We start from the raw sequence: 16,550 nt of genomic DNA on the forward strand, positions 1-16,550 counted from the left end.
GTTAGAATCGGGGAGGCGGAAAAAGAGCGTGTTTTGTCGTAAGACGATGGTTGCGGAAAGTCTATATAGAGGGGAAATGGAATGATAGGGATAACGGAGAAGTAAAAACGATCGACGAGATGGTCGATATCTATTATGTGCTTAATACTGGATAATCGAATGTAATCGCCTTAAAGCAAATGAGGGGGAAGTGACTCGATGCGGCTATTTTTAAATCGAAAGGCTCTTTTTTTGCTGTTCCATGGTTTATTTATCATTCCTGTTGTATTTAGTACAGTCATGATTGCGGCTCAAATGAAAGCTTCCTTATCGATTGGAGAACTGCTTGGATTTACAAGAGAACATTATGATTTTATGGAACGATTTGGAATTAACGAAGAAAACATAATAGATGTTTTTGCTGAAGGAGAAATTTCTGCGGACTTCTACAAAGAGCAGGAAAGAGCGGTGCTGCGGGATTACAATTTCCCGAATCCTTTTTATTTTTATTTTGGCTTCGTCATTCTGCTTGTATATTTAGGCTTGTACTACTACTTTGCAAAGACCGTTCGAACGAAAACAATAATCGTCATTTCACCGCTGATCATCACCATTCTCATCTGCGCTTATTTTATCGCGGCTTATTCGGAAAACGATCTCCTATTATTAGGATTCTGGGTATAGGCGCTTATTCATAAGGATAGGGGGACTATAGATGAAACCAATCGTTTTTCTCTATTCTTGTCTGACTTCCATTTTTATAAGCCCATTTATACTTACAGCGGTAATCGCCAATTTTTCATGGGTCTTTATCCTTTATTCATGGTTATTCACGGTTATTCCCGTATTGGTATGCGGAATCGCCTGTGCTTCGATTAACGAGCTTATACAGAAGAAAGTGAAACGAAGGGGCGTATATGTCCTATTCGAATCAATCGTAATCCTCGCGATCTCATTATTAGGCTCGTTAATTGCAGCCGCCTCTATCTTTGACGGGACACCCGATACCCCTATTTTCCTGGGCTATGGGTACATATGCGCCGTCATCTATCAAATTTCAACCCATATCTATGGGCGGCTGGAAGCTGGGAGGAGGAAAGAAGAGTCAGCAAAATAAGTAGAGCATATTGGAGCCGCGGGCTAACCCTGCTCTAATGCTTAATCACATAAAGAGCCGTGCCCATGCCGCACGGCTCCATTTTTATGCGTTTTATTAGTCCAGGAGCACCTCTTTGGCCGGATCATCGAGGAATTCGAACATCATGCGCAGCTGCTCCGTCGTGTTGCGTTGCGCGGAGAGCTCGGGCAGATTGTCTCTGTCAAAGAAGCCTGCCTCGCTTGTTTCCATTCCGCCTGCCGCTCGGCCGCCGACGATTCTGCATTGGATAAACAGTTTATAGATGTGGTACGGCTCAGGCGGATGATGGTGGAATTTTTTGTCCAGCACGGCTAATAACCGGACGGGCTCCACATCGAGGCCGGATTCTTCCTTTGCTTCTTTAACCGCGATTTCGGAAGGGGACAGTCCGATATCCGCCCAGCCGCCTGGCAGCGCCCATGCCCCGTCAATTTTTTCGCGGACCAAAAGAATTTTATCGTCTTGAAAGACGACGGCCCGAATATCGACCTTCGGAGTGGCATAGCCCGTGTCGCCGGCAAAAGTCAGCTTAATTGTTTCTTTGCCGATATCCGTATACTCCGAAAGAATGTCGATGCTAAGCTGCCTTAACAGTTCATACCGTTCAATATCGTAAACGTCCTTTGCGTAGGTCAAGCCTGTCTGCGCGATCGCTTGGATCTGTTTTGCCCATGCTAACCATTTCGGTTCCATCTCGGTTTCCGCTCCTCGCCCAATATTTTACTCCTAGTATACTACTCTTCCAGGCCGCTTGGGTAACGCGGAAGGAGCAAGGCGCAAAAAAGCAGCCCGCCCGGTTTCCCGAACAGGCGGCTTTCATGCTTAAAAATGATGCTGGATCACCAGTTATTGCCGGATACTCGGATTACGTCGAAGTTCGGGCTTCTGTCTTCGCCATAAATCGCTTGGATGCCGGGGTTGTTCACCTTCACGTTCGTGAAGCGGGCTTCGCCGACGGCCGGCCCTTGGCCTTGCTCCGCGCTGACGACAAGCTTGATACCGTAACGGGACGGGTTGTTGATGTTGACGTTTTCGATCCGAACATTTTGCATTGGGAGGTTCTCCGGCGATTTGGTCTGGAACATGAGACCGAAGTAGACCGGATTGTTAATGTCTACGTTTTTCACGACAATATTTTTGAACGTCCGATCGCCGGCATAGAACCAGATTGCGCCGAAGTTCTGGTAATCGTTGATCTTATCGTCCGCGCCGACGCTGGTCCAGAAATCGCCGCCCGTCCGGTCCAGCGTAACGCCGTCGATGACGGTGTCCTGATCGCCGAAGCCCAGCGTGTTGTAGCCGAAGCTGAGGCTGCTGATCGTCAGTCCAGGGTAAGTCAGCGTGTCGGCGCCATAAAGATTTTGATACAGGTTGCCCGATCCGCCGTAGACGGCGAATGCGGCGGCGCGTCTGACGTTCGTCGCCGTCAGGTTCGTATACTTGTTGCCTACGTTGTAGGAACCGCCTGAATCAATTGCGCTGAATAGGGCAAAGGCGTCGTCGCCGGCTCCTCTGGAGTAGTTGTTGTCGATGATGTTATAGGAGGAGCCGTTCGTCATGTTAATGCCGTCGGCGAATGTGTTTTTGATCCGGTTATCCTTGAACGTATTGTAGGATGAGTTGACGCCCCAATAGAGGCAGACGAAATGCTCCGCCCAGACGTTCTGAACCGTTACGTTCTGCATGCCGTTGCCGTCAATGAATTTGCCCGGACCGTCTACGCGGTAGATGTAGTTGCCCCAAGCCGACAAGTCTTTGATCGTGGAGCCGTTAGCAGTAGAGCCGATATTGAAGCCGACATCCGTATTCGATTGGTTCTGCGGAGCGACCAATTTCGTATGCCATGGTCCGGCGCCGATAATCTCGGTCGCGCGTCCGTACAGGAAGATTTTGCTGTTGATCGTCCATTCGCCGGCAGGGATGAAGATCCCTTTTTTGCTGGAGTCCTGCCGGAATTCATTCAAGGCCTGCTCGATCGACTTGGAAGCGGTAACTTGAACGTATTTGCTTGAATCCGGGTTGGAAGCGGGCGGCGCGACATTCTCCGTCTCCAGCATGTCGACATAGATCCACGGCACATCCCCAGAGTCTTTCTGAATGCGGATCTTCGTGCCGGCCGGATAGACCTGGTCGAGCATGAGCTGCGCATCCTCATAAAGCCAATATGCGGTAAGGCCTGCGCCAGGCTGATTGTCGTAGCCCAGCCTTCCAAGCGTGCTTGGCGTCGCATACAAATAAGAGAATTTGGAGGAAACCGTAAAGTTGCCTTTATCGACGCCGTTTGCGTAGATGCTGATCGTACCTGTCGTATTCTCCGCGACCGCATTGCGGAGCACAAACGCGTTAGCCGGCGCGGTCAGCGTAAATTCGACGTATTCGCCCGCCGCGTCAAGATGGACGGCGGAACGTCCGGAAGCTTCGCCAGCGTAATCTCCAGGCTTGAAGTTCGGAGCCAATCTTGTGCCGTTCGTCGCGTTGGAAGCCAGCTCAGCTTCCAGGATCGTAAACGGCATATTCGCGCCGCGTCCGGAATATAGATTCGCGGTGCTCGTATTGTTGGCTTGCTTGATGCTGACCTCGTTCGCGTCCGCCGCAACGGTAGTTGTTACGGTATAGCTGCCGTTCACAGCCGTCCACGTGCCTATGTTGACAGTGGTGGACGCGCCAGCCGCCAAGGCGCCGTTAAAGCTGCCGCTCATCGTATGAATCGCTGTGCCGGCCGCATTTTTAATCGTAACGGTTAACGCATGGGAGCCGCTTGCGGAGGCGATGTTGCCTTGATTTCTCAAATGAACGGCAAACGAGACGGTATTGCCGCTGCTAGGATTGCTTGGGTTCCAAGACGCGGTTGCCGCAAGATCGGAGCTGGATACAGGCGATATCGTCAGTGACGAAGGATGAGTGTAGCTGTTGTTGCCGTCGTTCTGCTCAATAATCGCGTTGCTCTCGTCGACCTTGGCGCTTACCGAATAGGTACCGGCGTTCTTCGGACCGGCATTCAAAGTAACCGTTGCTGATGCGCCGGCTGCAAGCGCGTTGACGGAAGCGGTTCCGGCGAGCTCATTGCTTAGATAGAAGTTCACTGCCGTGGCCGGGGAAGAGGCATTTCCGTTATTTTTGACAGTGGCGGTCAGCGTAATGGCATTGGTCTCGACCGGAGAAACCGGAGTCCAGGACATGGAGGTAACCGTTAAGTCCGGATTCGGCGCCGGCGTGCCGTAAATTTCGAACTCCGCGACTTGGCCGGCGGGAGCGCCGGAGTTGGCGGTAATGTTCAGCCGCACTTGCTTCGCCGTAGCCGTTACGGGGATTGTTACGGTATTGCCTGAAGCCGGGTTAAAGGTATAAGACTGCGAAGCGACTAGGCTGTTGAATGCCGCGGAATCCTGCGTATTGCCGAGCACTTGAATCGTCTGCGTGCGCGCGCTCCATTCATTGGATGGATTCAGCTTCAGCACAATGGAGGTGAGGTGATGGTTGGCGCCGAGGTCGACTGTAAGCTGGCTCGGATTGCCGCCGCCTTCCCAGTATGTAGCCGCGCTGCCGTCATTGCCGTTAGCGGCTGCAAACGTGTGGACGAAGGAGGAGGCTGTAATCGGTTTGCCTAGGGCGATATTGCCGCCCGGAGGAGGCGTCGAAGTTGGCGAAGCTGTCGGTGTCGCTGTTGGAGTAGCTGTCGGCGTCGCTGTTGGAGTAGCGGTAGGTGTAGGTGTAGGTGTTGGAGTAGGAGTCGGCGAGTTCGTGTAGGTGACGGTAATCTGGTCAAGGTTGACGTTGCCGGAGTCGCCGGGGTCGTATTTGTAGGCAATCGTGTTATTGCCGGCATTTAGCGTCAGCGTCTCTGTTTTCGTGCTCCAAGTGTCCCAGTTGGCTAAGCTGCTCAGCGTGGTCTGGCGAATTTTGGCGCCATTGACGTAGATGCTTACCGTTCGTGAGCTGCCCATGGCATTCGCGTATTTCAGCGCAACGTCATAATTGCCGGCGGTGTTCGCGTTTACCGTAAAGGTTGTCGCGGCGCCTTGCGTCCAATAGCCGTCAACGAAGCCTGAGCCCGAGAAGCCGGCATGGTCCGTGTTCACTTTGGCGCCTCCCGAAAGCGCCGCATTTTCCGCTTGGTAAGTACCTGAAGGAGGCGGGGTCGGAGTAGCGGTTGGGGTCGGAGTCGGGGCTACCGAAGAGCCGTATATTTCGAATTCGGAAATTTGTCCTGCGGGCCAGCCGGTGTTAGCCGAAAACGCGAGTCTGACAAAACGAGTGCTGGTAGCCGCAAAATGAATCGTGACCGCGTTATTGCCGGCTGAAGGATTGAACGTGTAGCCCGCCGAGCCGACAATCGTTGTGAAGGCCGATCCGTTAGCGCTGCCCTGCACGGCTAAAGTTTGGGTGCGCGCCTCCCAGCCGGCAGGCAGCTTCAGCACAATCTGATCGATGCTGACCGAAGAGCCGAGGTCGACTTGAATCCATTGCGGGAACGCGTTGTTGACGCTTTCCCAATAGGTGCTTTGATTACCGTCATTCACGCGGCCAGCGACGTATACATCCGCATAGCCGCTGGCCGTAACGGTCTTGCCAAGCGCTAAGTTCGGCCCTCCCGCAGCTGAAGCGGGGGAAGGGTACAGCGTAATCTGCGACAGCAGTATCGCAGCCGCAAAAATCCAGACGAGGAACGGATTTTGCCTGATCAGCTTGTTCATCGCAAACATAAAAACCCTCCTTATTGTTTTGTGAAAATTAATGCGCTTTCATTTTTACCCATAACAACAGCTGCGTTTACGCTTTGTCACCTCCTACGTTATTTCGCAGAGCTTCATCCAAAAGAAAAACCAATATTTTTAAAATATTGGTCACAAGGCACACGGCTCCGCACATTCGGTTAATTGGATGAACTCCTGCTTTAAGCATAATTTAGCGGCGCATTCCGCTGAATAGGCGTTCCTACGAAGATTGTGTGCATTATTACTTAACCGCGGAAAAAAGCCGACAATCCCATATGCGGAATGCCGGCTCTGCCGATTTTTTGCGGTTTGAAGTTAGCTTTAATAATAGCCTGGAGGCGGAGGCGTCAGCCGAAGCTCCTCTTCTGTCGTAAGCCCGTTCACAATGGCTTGATGCCGCAGCTCCAGGTACAGCTCCGCTTTCGTGGCGTTGATGTAAGGGAGCACGAACAAGACGCCGATCCCGCATGCCAGAACACCCAGAAGCACCCAGCCGATAAAGCTTAAATCCAGAACGAACATACGGAATTTATGACCGCGTGTCATCTGATTGCTTAAGTCAACGGCCCGCTTTGTTCCAATGTTAGGGTTATCCGTTAAGATGTAAGGCACCATGAAGTAAGCGTAGGACTTTACGATGCCGGGAATAATGAGGAGCAGATACCATAAGAAGTTTAGAAAGCCCTTCCATAACATCGCCTTCACAATGGCCCAATATCTGTTCCTGTTGAATGCAAACCCAAGATGATTCAAATTACCTTCATGCCGGTTTGAAGCTTGCGTGAAAAATTGAATGGAACCGACCTCGAGCGGAAATCCAAGGAAGATACGAAATGCAAGAGCGAATAGAAGAACGAAAAGGAAGATGACGCCAAAAGCGATAAGAAAAGGCGCAAATTCCGTCCAATCGAGATTTCCGCCTGACGAGCCGGAGCTTCCGCTGTTAAAGTTAAAGCTTGGAGAACCACCGCCGCCGCCGCCGACAAACGCGAAGATGAGACTGACTAGAAACGCTTTCCAATACGTGACGCGCAGTACATCTTTAGCCCGCTGCTTCAGTTCCTTACGTTCCCACATTGCGATCCCTCTTTCCGTTATAATCTTTCTTTCCATCATACGCTGTTAGGATATTTAATGGCAATAAATAAAAGGGATACAAAGCGTTACAAGCATTATATTTTCGAGAGGAGAAGTTCATTCGGGCACGAGTGAGATTTCATTCTCTCATCTCTCATTTGGAATTGTTATATTTTCCGGCACGAGTCCCGTTCTTCAATTCTCGACTCCAACAAAACCGTACGACGCGCGGCTTCGTCGCTGCTCATAATAGCAAGCAAAGTATCGGCGATATGTTCGGCGTACAGATCGACGGGCGGCCCAACCGCTGTAACGGGAACATCCAGCTCCGCCAGCTGGGGGACATTGTCATAGCTGACGAGCGAAAGATCGTCCGGCACATGGAGTCCGCCGTCCTGGACAGCCCGCAGCAAACCGGCGGTTAAGTCGAAGGTGCCTGTAATAACGGCAGTTGGCAGCTCGTTTAAAAGCAGACGGCGTCCGGCATCGAAGCCATGCTTCCAGGTATTTCCACCTGAATCGAGGACAAGGGCCGAAGCAGAGGAAAGCCCGCATTCGAAGGCGCCCTCCAGGAAGCCGGCGACTTTCTCTTGCTGCTTGTCGTCCGAGTCGCGGTGGTCTCCGACATAAGCGATCCGGCGATGCCCCAGCCTTGTCAAATAATGAACCGCATCCTTAATCGCTTCCTTCCGCTTCGCGTCTACCATCGCATATTTGGCGCCGTTCACTTGGGAGACGCCGATGGAGAGGACGGGAATATCCGATGGAACGGGTTCATTATGCTTAGCCTCTGGAGCGATATCCTCGAAGACGACAATGCCGTCCATCTGCAGCCGATGAAATAAGCGGACGGCGGATGCGGGAGGAAGGGTGGAGAGAAGGACATCGTAGCTCCGCTCGGCAAGTTTATCGTTAATACGGCCGACTAGCGCGGATAAGGCAACGCGTTCGAGCGACGGCAGAATGACGCCGACCGTCATGCTGCGCCGCGAGACCAAGCTTTTTGCCGCGAGATTGGGCTGATAGCCAAGCTGGGCGGCTAGCTCGATAATGCGCTTTTTCGTCTCCGGCTTGACGAGCGGACTGTCGTTCAGCGCTTTCGATACGGTTGAATAGCTGACATCCGCGAGGCGGGCGATATCCTTGATTGTAACAGTCATCGTTGCTGCTCCTAACCTATTTGCATGAATAATAACGTTTTCCAAATCATAATGGCATATTGTAAAAATAGCATTGATGATAAACGGATTTCAACATATTATAGAGATATGACTAAAATAACAACGTTGTTATTCATGAGTTGAAGCTCCAAATTCCTTTACCTAAAACCTTGATGGAGGGCGGTACAATCCTATGGCGGCATTTATGGACGAAAACTTCTTATTATCCAGCAAGACTGCGAAAACGTTGTATCACGATTATGCGAAGGAAATGCCTATCATCGATTACCATTGTCATCTAAGTCCGAAGGAGATTTACGAGAATAAGACTTATAAAAATTTGACGGAGGTATGGCTCTACGGCGACCATTACAAATGGCGGCTCATGCGCGCGAACGGCGTGGAAGAATCGCATGTAACGGGGGACGCCGGCGATTACGATAAGTTCCTCGCCTTCGCCAAAACCGTGCAGGTATCGATCGGCAATCCGGTTCATCAGTGGTCGCATTTGGAGCTCCGCCGTTACTTCGGCATCGATGAAATCATCAGCGAAGCGAACGCTCCGATTATTTGGGAGAAGGCGAACGCTAAGCTGACCGGATCTGGCTTTGGCGCAAGGGACTTCATCGTGAAGTCGAACGTCGAGGTCGTCTGCACGACGGACGATCCTGTCGATTCGCTTGAGTATCATATTAAGCTGCGGGAAGACAAAAGCTTTCCGGTGAAGGTGCTGCCGTCGTTCCGCCCGGACAAGGGGCTTGAGATTAACCGGAAAGGATTCGTAGAATGGATCCAAACGCTAGGCCGCGTAACAGACGCCCCGATCAAGGACTATGAAGGCTTGCTGGCGGCGCTTGAAGCAAGAGTCGATTTCTTCCATTCGGTTGGCGGTCGGGTATCCGACCATGCGCTGGATTACGTGCCATTCGCCTCTGCGACGAAGGATGAAGCTGCAGCCATCTTCGCGAAAGCGCTCCGCGGCGAAGCCGTCAGCGCGGAAGAGGAAACGAAGTATAAGACCTGCACGCTGGTCTTCCTAGGAAAGCTGTATGCGGCTCGCGGCTGGGTAATGCAGTACCATATGAACGCCGCGCGCAATAACAATACGCGCATGTTCGGCAAGCTTGGCCCTGACACCGGCTTTGACGCGATGAACGACACTTTGATCGCGATGCCGCTCTCCCGTCTGCTTGACGCGATGGACGCGGAGGACGCGCTGCCGAAGACGATTCTTTATTCGCTCAATCCGACGCATAACGCCGTTATTGGAACGATGATGGGCTGCTTCCAGGGAGGAGGTGTTGCCGGCAAGATGCAGTTTGGTTCGGCTTGGTGGTTTAACGACACCAGGGAAGGCATGATCGCTCAGATGAAGACGTTGGCCGATGTCGGCCTGCTTAGCCGTTTCGTCGGTATGCTGACGGATTCGCGGAGCTTCCTTTCCTATACGCGCCATGAATATTTCCGCAGAATTTTATGCAACCTGATCGCCGAGTGGGTCGAGAACGGGGAAGTGCCTGAAGATACGGAGCTGCTGGGAGGCATCGTACAAAACATTTCATATAACAACGCCAAAGCCTACTTCGATTTCGCGTAACTTATATTGAGACACAATAGAGGCTGTCATCTCCGTAGAACGCTCTACAGGGGCGACAGCCTTTTGCTTCCAGCAGAAATGCAGGAAATGCGCGTATTCGCTTAAGCGCCGATATGTTTGCTCCGGAATTGTCCGGGAGTCATGCCCTCCAGCTTGCGGAAGGAACGGATGAAGTTCTGCGGATTGTTATACTGCAGCCGCGACGCGATATCCTTGATCGACATGTCGGTTTCGGCGAGCCATCGCTTCGCCATCATGAACCGGTAAGTCGTCAAATATTCGCTGAAGGACAAATTCGTTTCCTTGCGGAACACGCTGCTCAAGTAATTGGCATTGTAGTGCAGCATGGCGGCGCATTCCTCAAGCGTAAGATCGGTGTCGTACTTGCGCTGAATCAGGTCGATGATCTTCTCCGAGATATTATGGTACTGCTCGTTCTGACGGTCGCGGAATATCCGGACTAGCGGCTCAACGAGCTTTCTCCAGAACCATTCCTCGATTTCATGCGCGATTTGCAGCTCGAATAATTCCTCGTATAGGGATTCATTCGTCTCATGGATTCGGCTCATCCCGATGCCGGATTCCTGCACTGCAATAATGAGGTTGTTCAGGAGGCGGGCAAGCGGAATCTGATAGTCTTGAGGCGAAAGCTCCATCGAAAAGATCGCTTGAAGCAGCTGCTTCAGCTGCTCGCGGGATTTATCCGCATCCGACAGCTTAATGGCGTCGAGCAGGTCGGCCTCCGTCTGGTTCGGATAATTCAGCAGCAAATAATGCTTGCCGGAGTTCAGCTTCTCATATTGGATAATGATGCCTTCGCCAAGCTTAATGCGCTGCTTGAGCGCCTCCAGCCCTTCGCGGTAGGCAAGCGGCAAATGCTCGAGCGAGTGGAACGGCAGCGATATGCCGATGCTGACCTGCAGATGCAAGTACTGCTGGATGTTGCTCTGCAGATGCTCCGTCAGCTCGTAGACATGATCCGTGAACTGCCTGGTGTCCTCATCGGCGCTGCCGAGCAGCGTCACGAGCGTCTGATCGACCGTAACCGGAGCGAGGCGCGACTTGGGCTCGATAAGCTCCTCGATCACATTTTGAACGGCGAACAGCAGAAGATCGATATCGTTTCGTTCGAATCTTTCCGGGTCGAGCGTATCAATCTGCAGCGTAATGACGGCCATCGAGCGCCAGGACTGCAGAAGCGGTCTGTATTCATATTGAAGCAGCCGGTCCGTAAGCTCGGCGGGCTTGATCTGTCCCTGGTAAGCTTGAATCAAGGAAAAGGCTTGCACCTGCTGGAGGTGCCGGCTGACTTCGCTCTCCAGCTTGGAATTCGATTGGAACAGATGCTGGACCTGTTCGCTGATCATCTGGAATTCATTAACCGGCTTGAAGCCCGGGATTTCCGGTAAGCTTTCCTTCATCTGCCGGAGCAGCTTCTGGATCGGGGTATACATGCGCCGCGAACCGATCCAGGCTATCAGGAGGGACAAGACAAGCATAAGCGCGCAGACGTAAATCGTATACATGCCGATTTTGCGCGACTCCTGCATGATGCTGTCGACGGACACGGCGGACACATATTTCCAGCCGTTGAAGGCCGAGCCGTGAACGCTGATCGAATAATCTTTGCCGCCTATGACGGCCGTGAACGGGCTGGATTCCCGGGAGAGCAGGCTTACGTCGGTTAATCCGGCTTCTTCGACCGGCCTGCCGATCAGCTCTTCATTCGGATGAAGCAGAATACGGTTCTGGTCATCAAGAATCATCATATCCGCAAAGGCTTCCTGCTCATATTGCAGAAATTCGCTCAGCGTGCAGGTCGGGATGTTGGCGATCGCGAGCGCGTATTTGTCGAGGCCGGTGGTAGGCAGCTTCTTCACCAGCGATATCGTATGCGGACAGCCGATGTTACCGGCGCTCTCCTCGCTGTAGTACCACTTCGTCTGGCCCAGCATCCAGACGGTGTCCTCCGGAAGCTTCAGAAACTCCGTCAGCTGATCACGGTATTCGTAATCATCGAAACGGTATAAGCCTGAGTTTTTGATCATCCAGTTATGTTCCATATTGATGAGGATCACATCTTCAACCCTCGTATCGAACGATTGCATGTTGCGTAATTCCATGCTAAGGTCGTTATACGTCATGAAATCGTTTACAGTTAACGGCTGCTCCATCGCCTTACGCATGACCGTGGAGTTCACCACTTGGTTGAGCGTATGATTGACGGTCGTAAGGATTTGCTCAACGTTGGCGCTCGTCTGCATGAGCAGCTGCATCTTGCCGTTGTGGACACGATTCTCGATTTCGTTCGACGAAGTGATATACGCGAATACGCCGATGAAGATAACGGGAAGCGTGCTTAGCAAGAAACCAAATATCGTAAGCTTGTATAAAAAGGAACCAGATCGCATTCGGATACTCACCTCGCAGCCATAGATAGTTCCATCATAGTAGAGATTCGATGATTCGGAAATAATCATCTTCTCAGCGGATAATCATGGTCTCAGAATTCGCTGGAATACCACGTGTGGGGGGAAGCCTATGATATCACAACGCGATCATGTCAGTCATCCGAAATTTAGATATGTTTCAATCATATGGGTTTTGCTGTTGGCTGTGCTGCTTACCGCTTGCAGCAAAGGCCCGGGGACTCCCGCGGCGTCGGCGGAAGCAAGGAAGCCGGTCGTTTCGATCATGGCTCCGCTCCACTTCCCGCACCCCCCTCATGAAGATGTCGTGCAGGAGATCGAGCGGAGGACAGGCGTCGAGCTGGAGATTGTTTGGGTGCCTAACGAAATCTATACCGACAAAATGAACACCTCGCTGACGACGAATTCCATGAAAAAAGTGACGTTTGTGAAAAATACGGATTACGTCTTTCTGAAAACGTCGATCCGCTCCGGCGCGTTTTGGGAAATCGGTCCTTACTTGAAGGACTATCCGAATTTGAAGCATCTGAATACGGATATTTTGCAGCAAGCCGCGGTCGAGGGGAAAATATACGGATTGTATACGGAAAGGCCGTCCTCCCGTCAAGGCGTCATTCTGCGCAAGGATTGGCTGGATGCGCTGCAGATGAAGGAGCCGGGCACGATCGAGGAGCTGTACGAAGTCATTCGGCGCTTCACCCAAGACGATCCGGACCGGAACGGCCAACATGACACGATTGGGCTGACAGATCGGAACGACCTGATCTATGGCGCGTTCAAAACGCTCAGCTCGTATTTCGGCGCGCCGAATAATTGGGGCGTTGAAGGAGAACGGCTTATTCCGGAATTCGAGACGCAGCCTTATTTTGACACAATGGACTTTATGAAGAGGCTGTACGCAGAGGGGCTGATGAATCAGGACTTCGCCGTCACCAGCAAGCAGATGCAGCGCGACCTGCTCATCCGCGGCAAAGCCGGCGTCTACATCGGCAGCATGACGGATGTGCAGCGGCTGGCGGATGAAGCGCAGAAGATCAACCCGGAGGCCGAATTTACAGTCGTGAATCGAATCAAAGGCCCTACCGGATACCATGTATGGTCGATCCCCAATTATAACGGGCTGTACTTGTTCTCGAAAAAGGCGATTCCGACGGAAGAGGAGCTGCGGCGCATTCTGCAATTTTTCGATTCCACCATGGAGAAGGACGTGGCGAATATGCTGCGTTACGGATTTGAAGGACGCCACTACCTCGTCAAGGACGGGAAGGTTGTGCTGCCCGAGGAATCGTCCCAGAAGCGGGTAACCGAGGTTAACGCGCTCCACGCCCTGATGATTGCGGACTTAAGCAATCCGAACCTCATGCGCGTATCGGAAGGCGAACCGCTTATGGAGTTCGCGGAACAGCTGAGCCAGGATAATGAAAAATTTATCGTAAAAGATCCTGTCGCCCATCTGGAATCGGCAACGTATGACGAGCGGGGGGCAGCCTTGTATAAGATCGTTTCCGATGCGACCTACAACTATATGCTGGGCCATATTGGCAAGGAACAATTCCGGGAAGAAATACGCCGTTGGAGAGAAGAAGGCGGAGATGCGATGATTCAGGAATATACGAAAGCCTATTTCGGGGAATAAAGCCTGTCCCCGCCGAACGAACCGCGACGCTGAGCCGTCGCGGTTTTTTGTGTCTTTAGCTCACCTCATAATCATGATCTCAGGCGACAAGCAGGAACGGCCGGAACTGTTCCAAGGATTGTAGCGGCACCGCGGTTCCTGCTTTTATGCTGAAAGCGTAATCAAAACCAAATTGTTCATGGAGGGGTATGCAAAGATGAGAAAGAAATCAATGCTTTTGGTGCTGAGCGCGATGCTGGCATTCGTGCTTGTGCTCTCGGCTTGCTCCGATCAATCCGGCAGCAACAACAACCAGCCTTCGCCGTCCGCAGACAGCGGCTCGGCAAGCGAGAAGCCGTCAGAGGCGCCTCCGGCTAACGAAGAGCCTACGGAAATTACGATCATGCTGCCGCTGAATATCGCGGAGACGCCGCCGGACACGATTAAGACGGAGCTTGAGAAGCTGACGAACACGAAGCTGACGTATCAATTTTTCCCTGCCGACACGTACGAAGAGAAATTGAACGCTTCCTTCGCGACGGGCTCGCTGCCGCAGGTTACGTATTTGAAAAACCAGGCGACGTTCATTAAGTTCAAAGAAGCGATTCGCGACGGCCAATTCTGGGAGATCGGACCGTACCTCTCCGAATTCGAAAACCTGGGCAAATTGAAGGAGTCGATTCTGAATAACACGAAGGTTGACGGCAAGATTTATTCGTTATATATCGGCCGGCCGCTTGCCCGCCAAGGCTTGATCTACCGCAAGGACTGGGCGGATAACCTCGGTCTCTCGGCTCCTCAGACAACGGAGGATCTGTTCGCGATGGCCAAGGCGTTCACGGAGGACGACCCGGACAAGGACGGTCAAGACAACACGGTTGGTTTGACGGACCGGAACGACCTGATCTACGGCGCGTTTAAGACGTTGTCTTCGGCCTTCGGCACGCCGAACAACTGGGGCGAGAAGGACGGACAGCTCTTGCCGGAATTTATGTTCCCTGAATATATCGAGACGATGGATTATATGAAGCGGCTTCGCGATGCGGGCTACATGAACAAAGATTTTGCCGCCACGAGCAAAACGGATCAAGTGAATATGTTCCAGAGCGGCGAAGCGGGTCTGTATATCGGCTCCATGCAAGACGTAAACAGTCTGTATAACAATCTGGTGAAAAATGTGCCGACCGCTGAAGTTGCGACGCATAACAAAATTACGAAGCCGGGCGGCGAGTTCGGCATTTGGGCGATTCCTGGCTATAACAACGTCGTATTGTTCCCGAAAAGCGCCATCAAGACGGAGGACGAGCTGAAGAAGGTGCTGGCGTTCTTCGACAAGATGATGACGCCTGAAGTAGCCAACCTCATGTATTGGGGAATCGAGGGCACGCATTACACGGTTGTAGACGGCAAAGCCAAAGAAATGGACGACAAAGACAAGATCGAGCGCGAAGTGAAGGGCTTCAAGGACAGCGTAATCGGGGAGCCGGAAACAAACGGCCAGTATACAGGCTACCACGAGCTTCAAGCGCGCATTGACGCGGAGAAATTTATTATCGAGAACGAACCGGTCGCGATTCATGACCCGACGGCGCCGCTTGATTCCGCCACCTATACGGAGAAAGGCCAGGAGCTGCAGAAGATCATTACGGACGCCACGTACCAATACATCTACGGCGACATCGACAAAGCCGGATTCGAGAAGGCGATCGAGGATTGGAAGTCGCGCGGCGGTCAGAAAATCATCGACGAATATACAGCGGCGTACAAGGCAAACCAATAAGCCGGTTTGGAGGAGACTGCTGCACGCCCGGGCAGTCTCTTCCTCCTCTAAGCGTTCATCTGACGAAGGCTAACCGGAGATAGAGAGGGTGGAGAAGATGCAAGAAGCAAGAGCGGAGGTATTGGAGCTCATCCCGCCGAAGCCCCGCAGGCACAGCGAGCTGAAAAAGCGCATTTGGAAAAACAAGCTGCTCTATCTGATGGCGCTTCCGGGTATTTTATTTTTCATATTGTTCAAATATGTGCCGATGTACGGGCTTGTCATCTCGCTTCAGGATTTCAAGCCGTATCAAGGCATTCGCGGCAGCGAGTGGGTAGGGCTCGAGCACTTCAAGCGTTTGTTCACCGAGCCTGACTTTCTGATGATATTGACGAACACGCTTGTGCTGTTCGGCATGAATTTGCTGTTTTTCTTTCCGATACCGATCATTCTTGCTTTAATGCTGAACGAGGTTCGGATCGCGGTTTTTAAACGGACGGTGCAGACTTTAGTATACATTCCGCATTTTATGTCCTGGGTTATTATCGTATCGATCAGCTATGTGATGCTGACGATGGACGGCGGTATTATCAATGAATTAATTGCTTACTTCGGCGGGGAAAAGATTAACTTCCTGCTGAGCTCTGAATGGTTCCGGCCCATGTATATCCTGCAGGTCATTTGGCGCGAGGCCGGGTGGGGGACGATTATTTATTTGGCGGCCATTGCGGCGATTGATCCCGGGCTGTACGAAGCGGCTCGCATTGACGGCGCGGGCAGGTTCCGCCAGATTTGGCATATTACGCTTCCCGCGATCCGAAGCGTCATTATCGTGCTGCTGATTTTGAAAATCGGCGATGTGCTTGAGCTTGGCTTCGAGCATGTCTATCTGCTGCTTAATTCGATGAACCGCGGCGTCGGAGAAATTATCGACACGTACGTCTATACGGCCGGTCTGCAGCAAGGCCAGTTCAGCTACAGCACCGCCATCGGCTTTTTCAAATCGTTTATCGGTCTCATCCTCGTTATGGCAGCCAACTGGCTGGCCAAACGGATGGGGGAAGACGGCGTGTATTAATCG

Annotated in this window: 11 protein-coding genes; 6 read left to right on the forward strand and 5 right to left on the reverse strand. The window is 52.1% G+C overall.

The window, feature by feature from the left end; all coding sequences use genetic code 11:
• Window positions 1-198 precede the first annotated feature (198 nt).
• Both D3P08_RS01890 and D3P08_RS01895 read left to right on the forward strand, forming a co-directional pair.
• Window positions 199-663 carry a hypothetical protein gene (locus tag D3P08_RS01890; RefSeq protein WP_119597717.1) on the forward strand — a complete coding sequence of 155 codons (465 nt, stop codon included), beginning with the start codon at window positions 199-201 and terminating at the stop codon, window positions 661-663.
• A gap of 31 nt (window positions 664-694) precedes the next feature.
• Window positions 695-1,096 (forward strand): hypothetical protein, encoded by a 402-nt coding sequence (locus D3P08_RS01895; RefSeq protein ID WP_119597718.1) that lies wholly within the window; start codon window positions 695-697, stop codon window positions 1,094-1,096.
• Between the two features lie 96 nt (window positions 1,097-1,192).
• Here D3P08_RS01895 and D3P08_RS01900 read toward each other — a convergent pair whose 3' ends face one another.
• The 4 genes from D3P08_RS01900 to D3P08_RS01915 all read right to left on the reverse strand — a co-directional run bounded on the left by D3P08_RS01900 (window position 1,193) and on the right by D3P08_RS01915 (window position 8,069).
• Window positions 1,193-1,810, reverse strand: a complete 618-nt coding sequence (locus tag D3P08_RS01900; protein WP_119597719.1) for an NUDIX hydrolase — start codon at window positions 1,808-1,810, stop codon at window positions 1,193-1,195.
• A 146-nt stretch (window positions 1,811-1,956) separates the two neighbouring features.
• Complete coding sequence (locus tag D3P08_RS01905; RefSeq protein ID WP_119597720.1) at window positions 1,957-5,820, reverse strand: CARDB domain-containing protein; 3,864 nt, start codon at window positions 5,818-5,820, stop codon at window positions 1,957-1,959.
• 333 nt (window positions 5,821-6,153) lie between these two features.
• Window positions 6,154-6,909 carry a DUF975 family protein gene (locus tag D3P08_RS01910; protein WP_119597721.1) on the reverse strand — a complete coding sequence of 252 codons (756 nt, stop codon included), beginning with the start codon at window positions 6,907-6,909 and terminating at the stop codon, window positions 6,154-6,156.
• Between the two features lie 167 nt (window positions 6,910-7,076).
• On the reverse strand, window positions 7,077-8,069 hold the full coding sequence (locus tag D3P08_RS01915; protein WP_119597722.1) for a LacI family DNA-binding transcriptional regulator: 993 nt from the start codon (window positions 8,067-8,069) through the stop codon (window positions 7,077-7,079).
• Window positions 8,070-8,262: 193 nt separating this feature from the next.
• On the opposite strand from D3P08_RS01915, the gene uxaC reads away from it, so the two are divergent.
• Window positions 8,263-9,666 carry a glucuronate isomerase gene (uxaC, locus tag D3P08_RS01920; RefSeq protein ID WP_119597723.1) on the forward strand — a complete coding sequence of 468 codons (1,404 nt, stop codon included), beginning with the start codon at window positions 8,263-8,265 and terminating at the stop codon, window positions 9,664-9,666.
• Window positions 9,667-9,767: 101 nt separating this feature from the next.
• On the opposite strand, the gene D3P08_RS01925 is transcribed toward uxaC, so the two are convergent.
• Entirely contained in the window at window positions 9,768-12,077 is a 2,310-nt protein-coding gene (locus D3P08_RS01925; protein WP_119597724.1) for a helix-turn-helix domain-containing protein, read from the reverse strand.
• A 130-nt stretch (window positions 12,078-12,207) separates the two neighbouring features.
• Between D3P08_RS01925 and D3P08_RS01930 the strand changes: the two genes are divergently transcribed.
• The 3 genes from D3P08_RS01930 (at window position 12,208) to D3P08_RS01940 (ending at window position 16,547) form a co-directional block, all read left to right on the forward strand.
• Entirely contained in the window at window positions 12,208-13,731 is a 1,524-nt protein-coding gene (locus tag D3P08_RS01930; RefSeq protein WP_119597725.1) for an extracellular solute-binding protein, read from the forward strand.
• 196 nt (window positions 13,732-13,927) lie between these two features.
• Window positions 13,928-15,490 carry an extracellular solute-binding protein gene (locus D3P08_RS01935; protein WP_119597726.1) on the forward strand — a complete coding sequence of 521 codons (1,563 nt, stop codon included), beginning with the start codon at window positions 13,928-13,930 and terminating at the stop codon, window positions 15,488-15,490.
• Window positions 15,491-15,587: 97 nt separating this feature from the next.
• Window positions 15,588-16,547 carry an ABC transporter permease gene (locus D3P08_RS01940; RefSeq protein ID WP_119597727.1) on the forward strand — a complete coding sequence of 320 codons (960 nt, stop codon included), beginning with the start codon at window positions 15,588-15,590 and terminating at the stop codon, window positions 16,545-16,547.
• Window positions 16,548-16,550: the final 3 nt, after the last annotated feature.

The sequence above is a fragment of the Paenibacillus nanensis genome (genome assembly GCF_003583765.1).
In the GTDB taxonomy this organism is placed as follows: Bacteria; Bacillota; Bacilli; order Paenibacillales; family Paenibacillaceae; genus Pristimantibacillus; species Pristimantibacillus nanensis.

What these genes read in the sequence shown, in the direction of transcription:
- D3P08_RS01900 (WP_119597719.1), bottom strand. Translation starts at nt 1,810, where the DNA reads ATGGAACCGAAATGGTTAGCATGGGCAAAACAGATCCAAGCGATCGCG.
- D3P08_RS01935 (WP_119597726.1), top strand. Translation starts at nt 13,928, where the DNA reads ATGAGAAAGAAATCAATGCTTTTGGTGCTGAGCGCGATGCTGGCATTC.
- D3P08_RS01940 (WP_119597727.1), top strand. Translation starts at nt 15,588, where the DNA reads ATGCAAGAAGCAAGAGCGGAGGTATTGGAGCTCATCCCGCCGAAGCCC.
- D3P08_RS01910 (WP_119597721.1), bottom strand. Translation starts at nt 6,909, where the DNA reads ATGTGGGAACGTAAGGAACTGAAGCAGCGGGCTAAAGATGTACTGCGC.
- D3P08_RS01895 (WP_119597718.1), top strand. Translation starts at nt 695, where the DNA reads ATGAAACCAATCGTTTTTCTCTATTCTTGTCTGACTTCCATTTTTATA.
- D3P08_RS01915 (WP_119597722.1), bottom strand. Translation starts at nt 8,069, where the DNA reads ATGACTGTTACAATCAAGGATATCGCCCGCCTCGCGGATGTCAGCTAT.
- D3P08_RS01930 (WP_119597725.1), top strand. Translation starts at nt 12,208, where the DNA reads ATGATATCACAACGCGATCATGTCAGTCATCCGAAATTTAGATATGTT.
- D3P08_RS01925 (WP_119597724.1), bottom strand. Translation starts at nt 12,077, where the DNA reads ATGCGATCTGGTTCCTTTTTATACAAGCTTACGATATTTGGTTTCTTG.
- uxaC (WP_119597723.1), top strand. Translation starts at nt 8,263, where the DNA reads ATGGCGGCATTTATGGACGAAAACTTCTTATTATCCAGCAAGACTGCG.
- D3P08_RS01905 (WP_119597720.1), bottom strand. Translation starts at nt 5,820, where the DNA reads ATGTTTGCGATGAACAAGCTGATCAGGCAAAATCCGTTCCTCGTCTGG.
- D3P08_RS01890 (WP_119597717.1), top strand. Translation starts at nt 199, where the DNA reads ATGCGGCTATTTTTAAATCGAAAGGCTCTTTTTTTGCTGTTCCATGGT.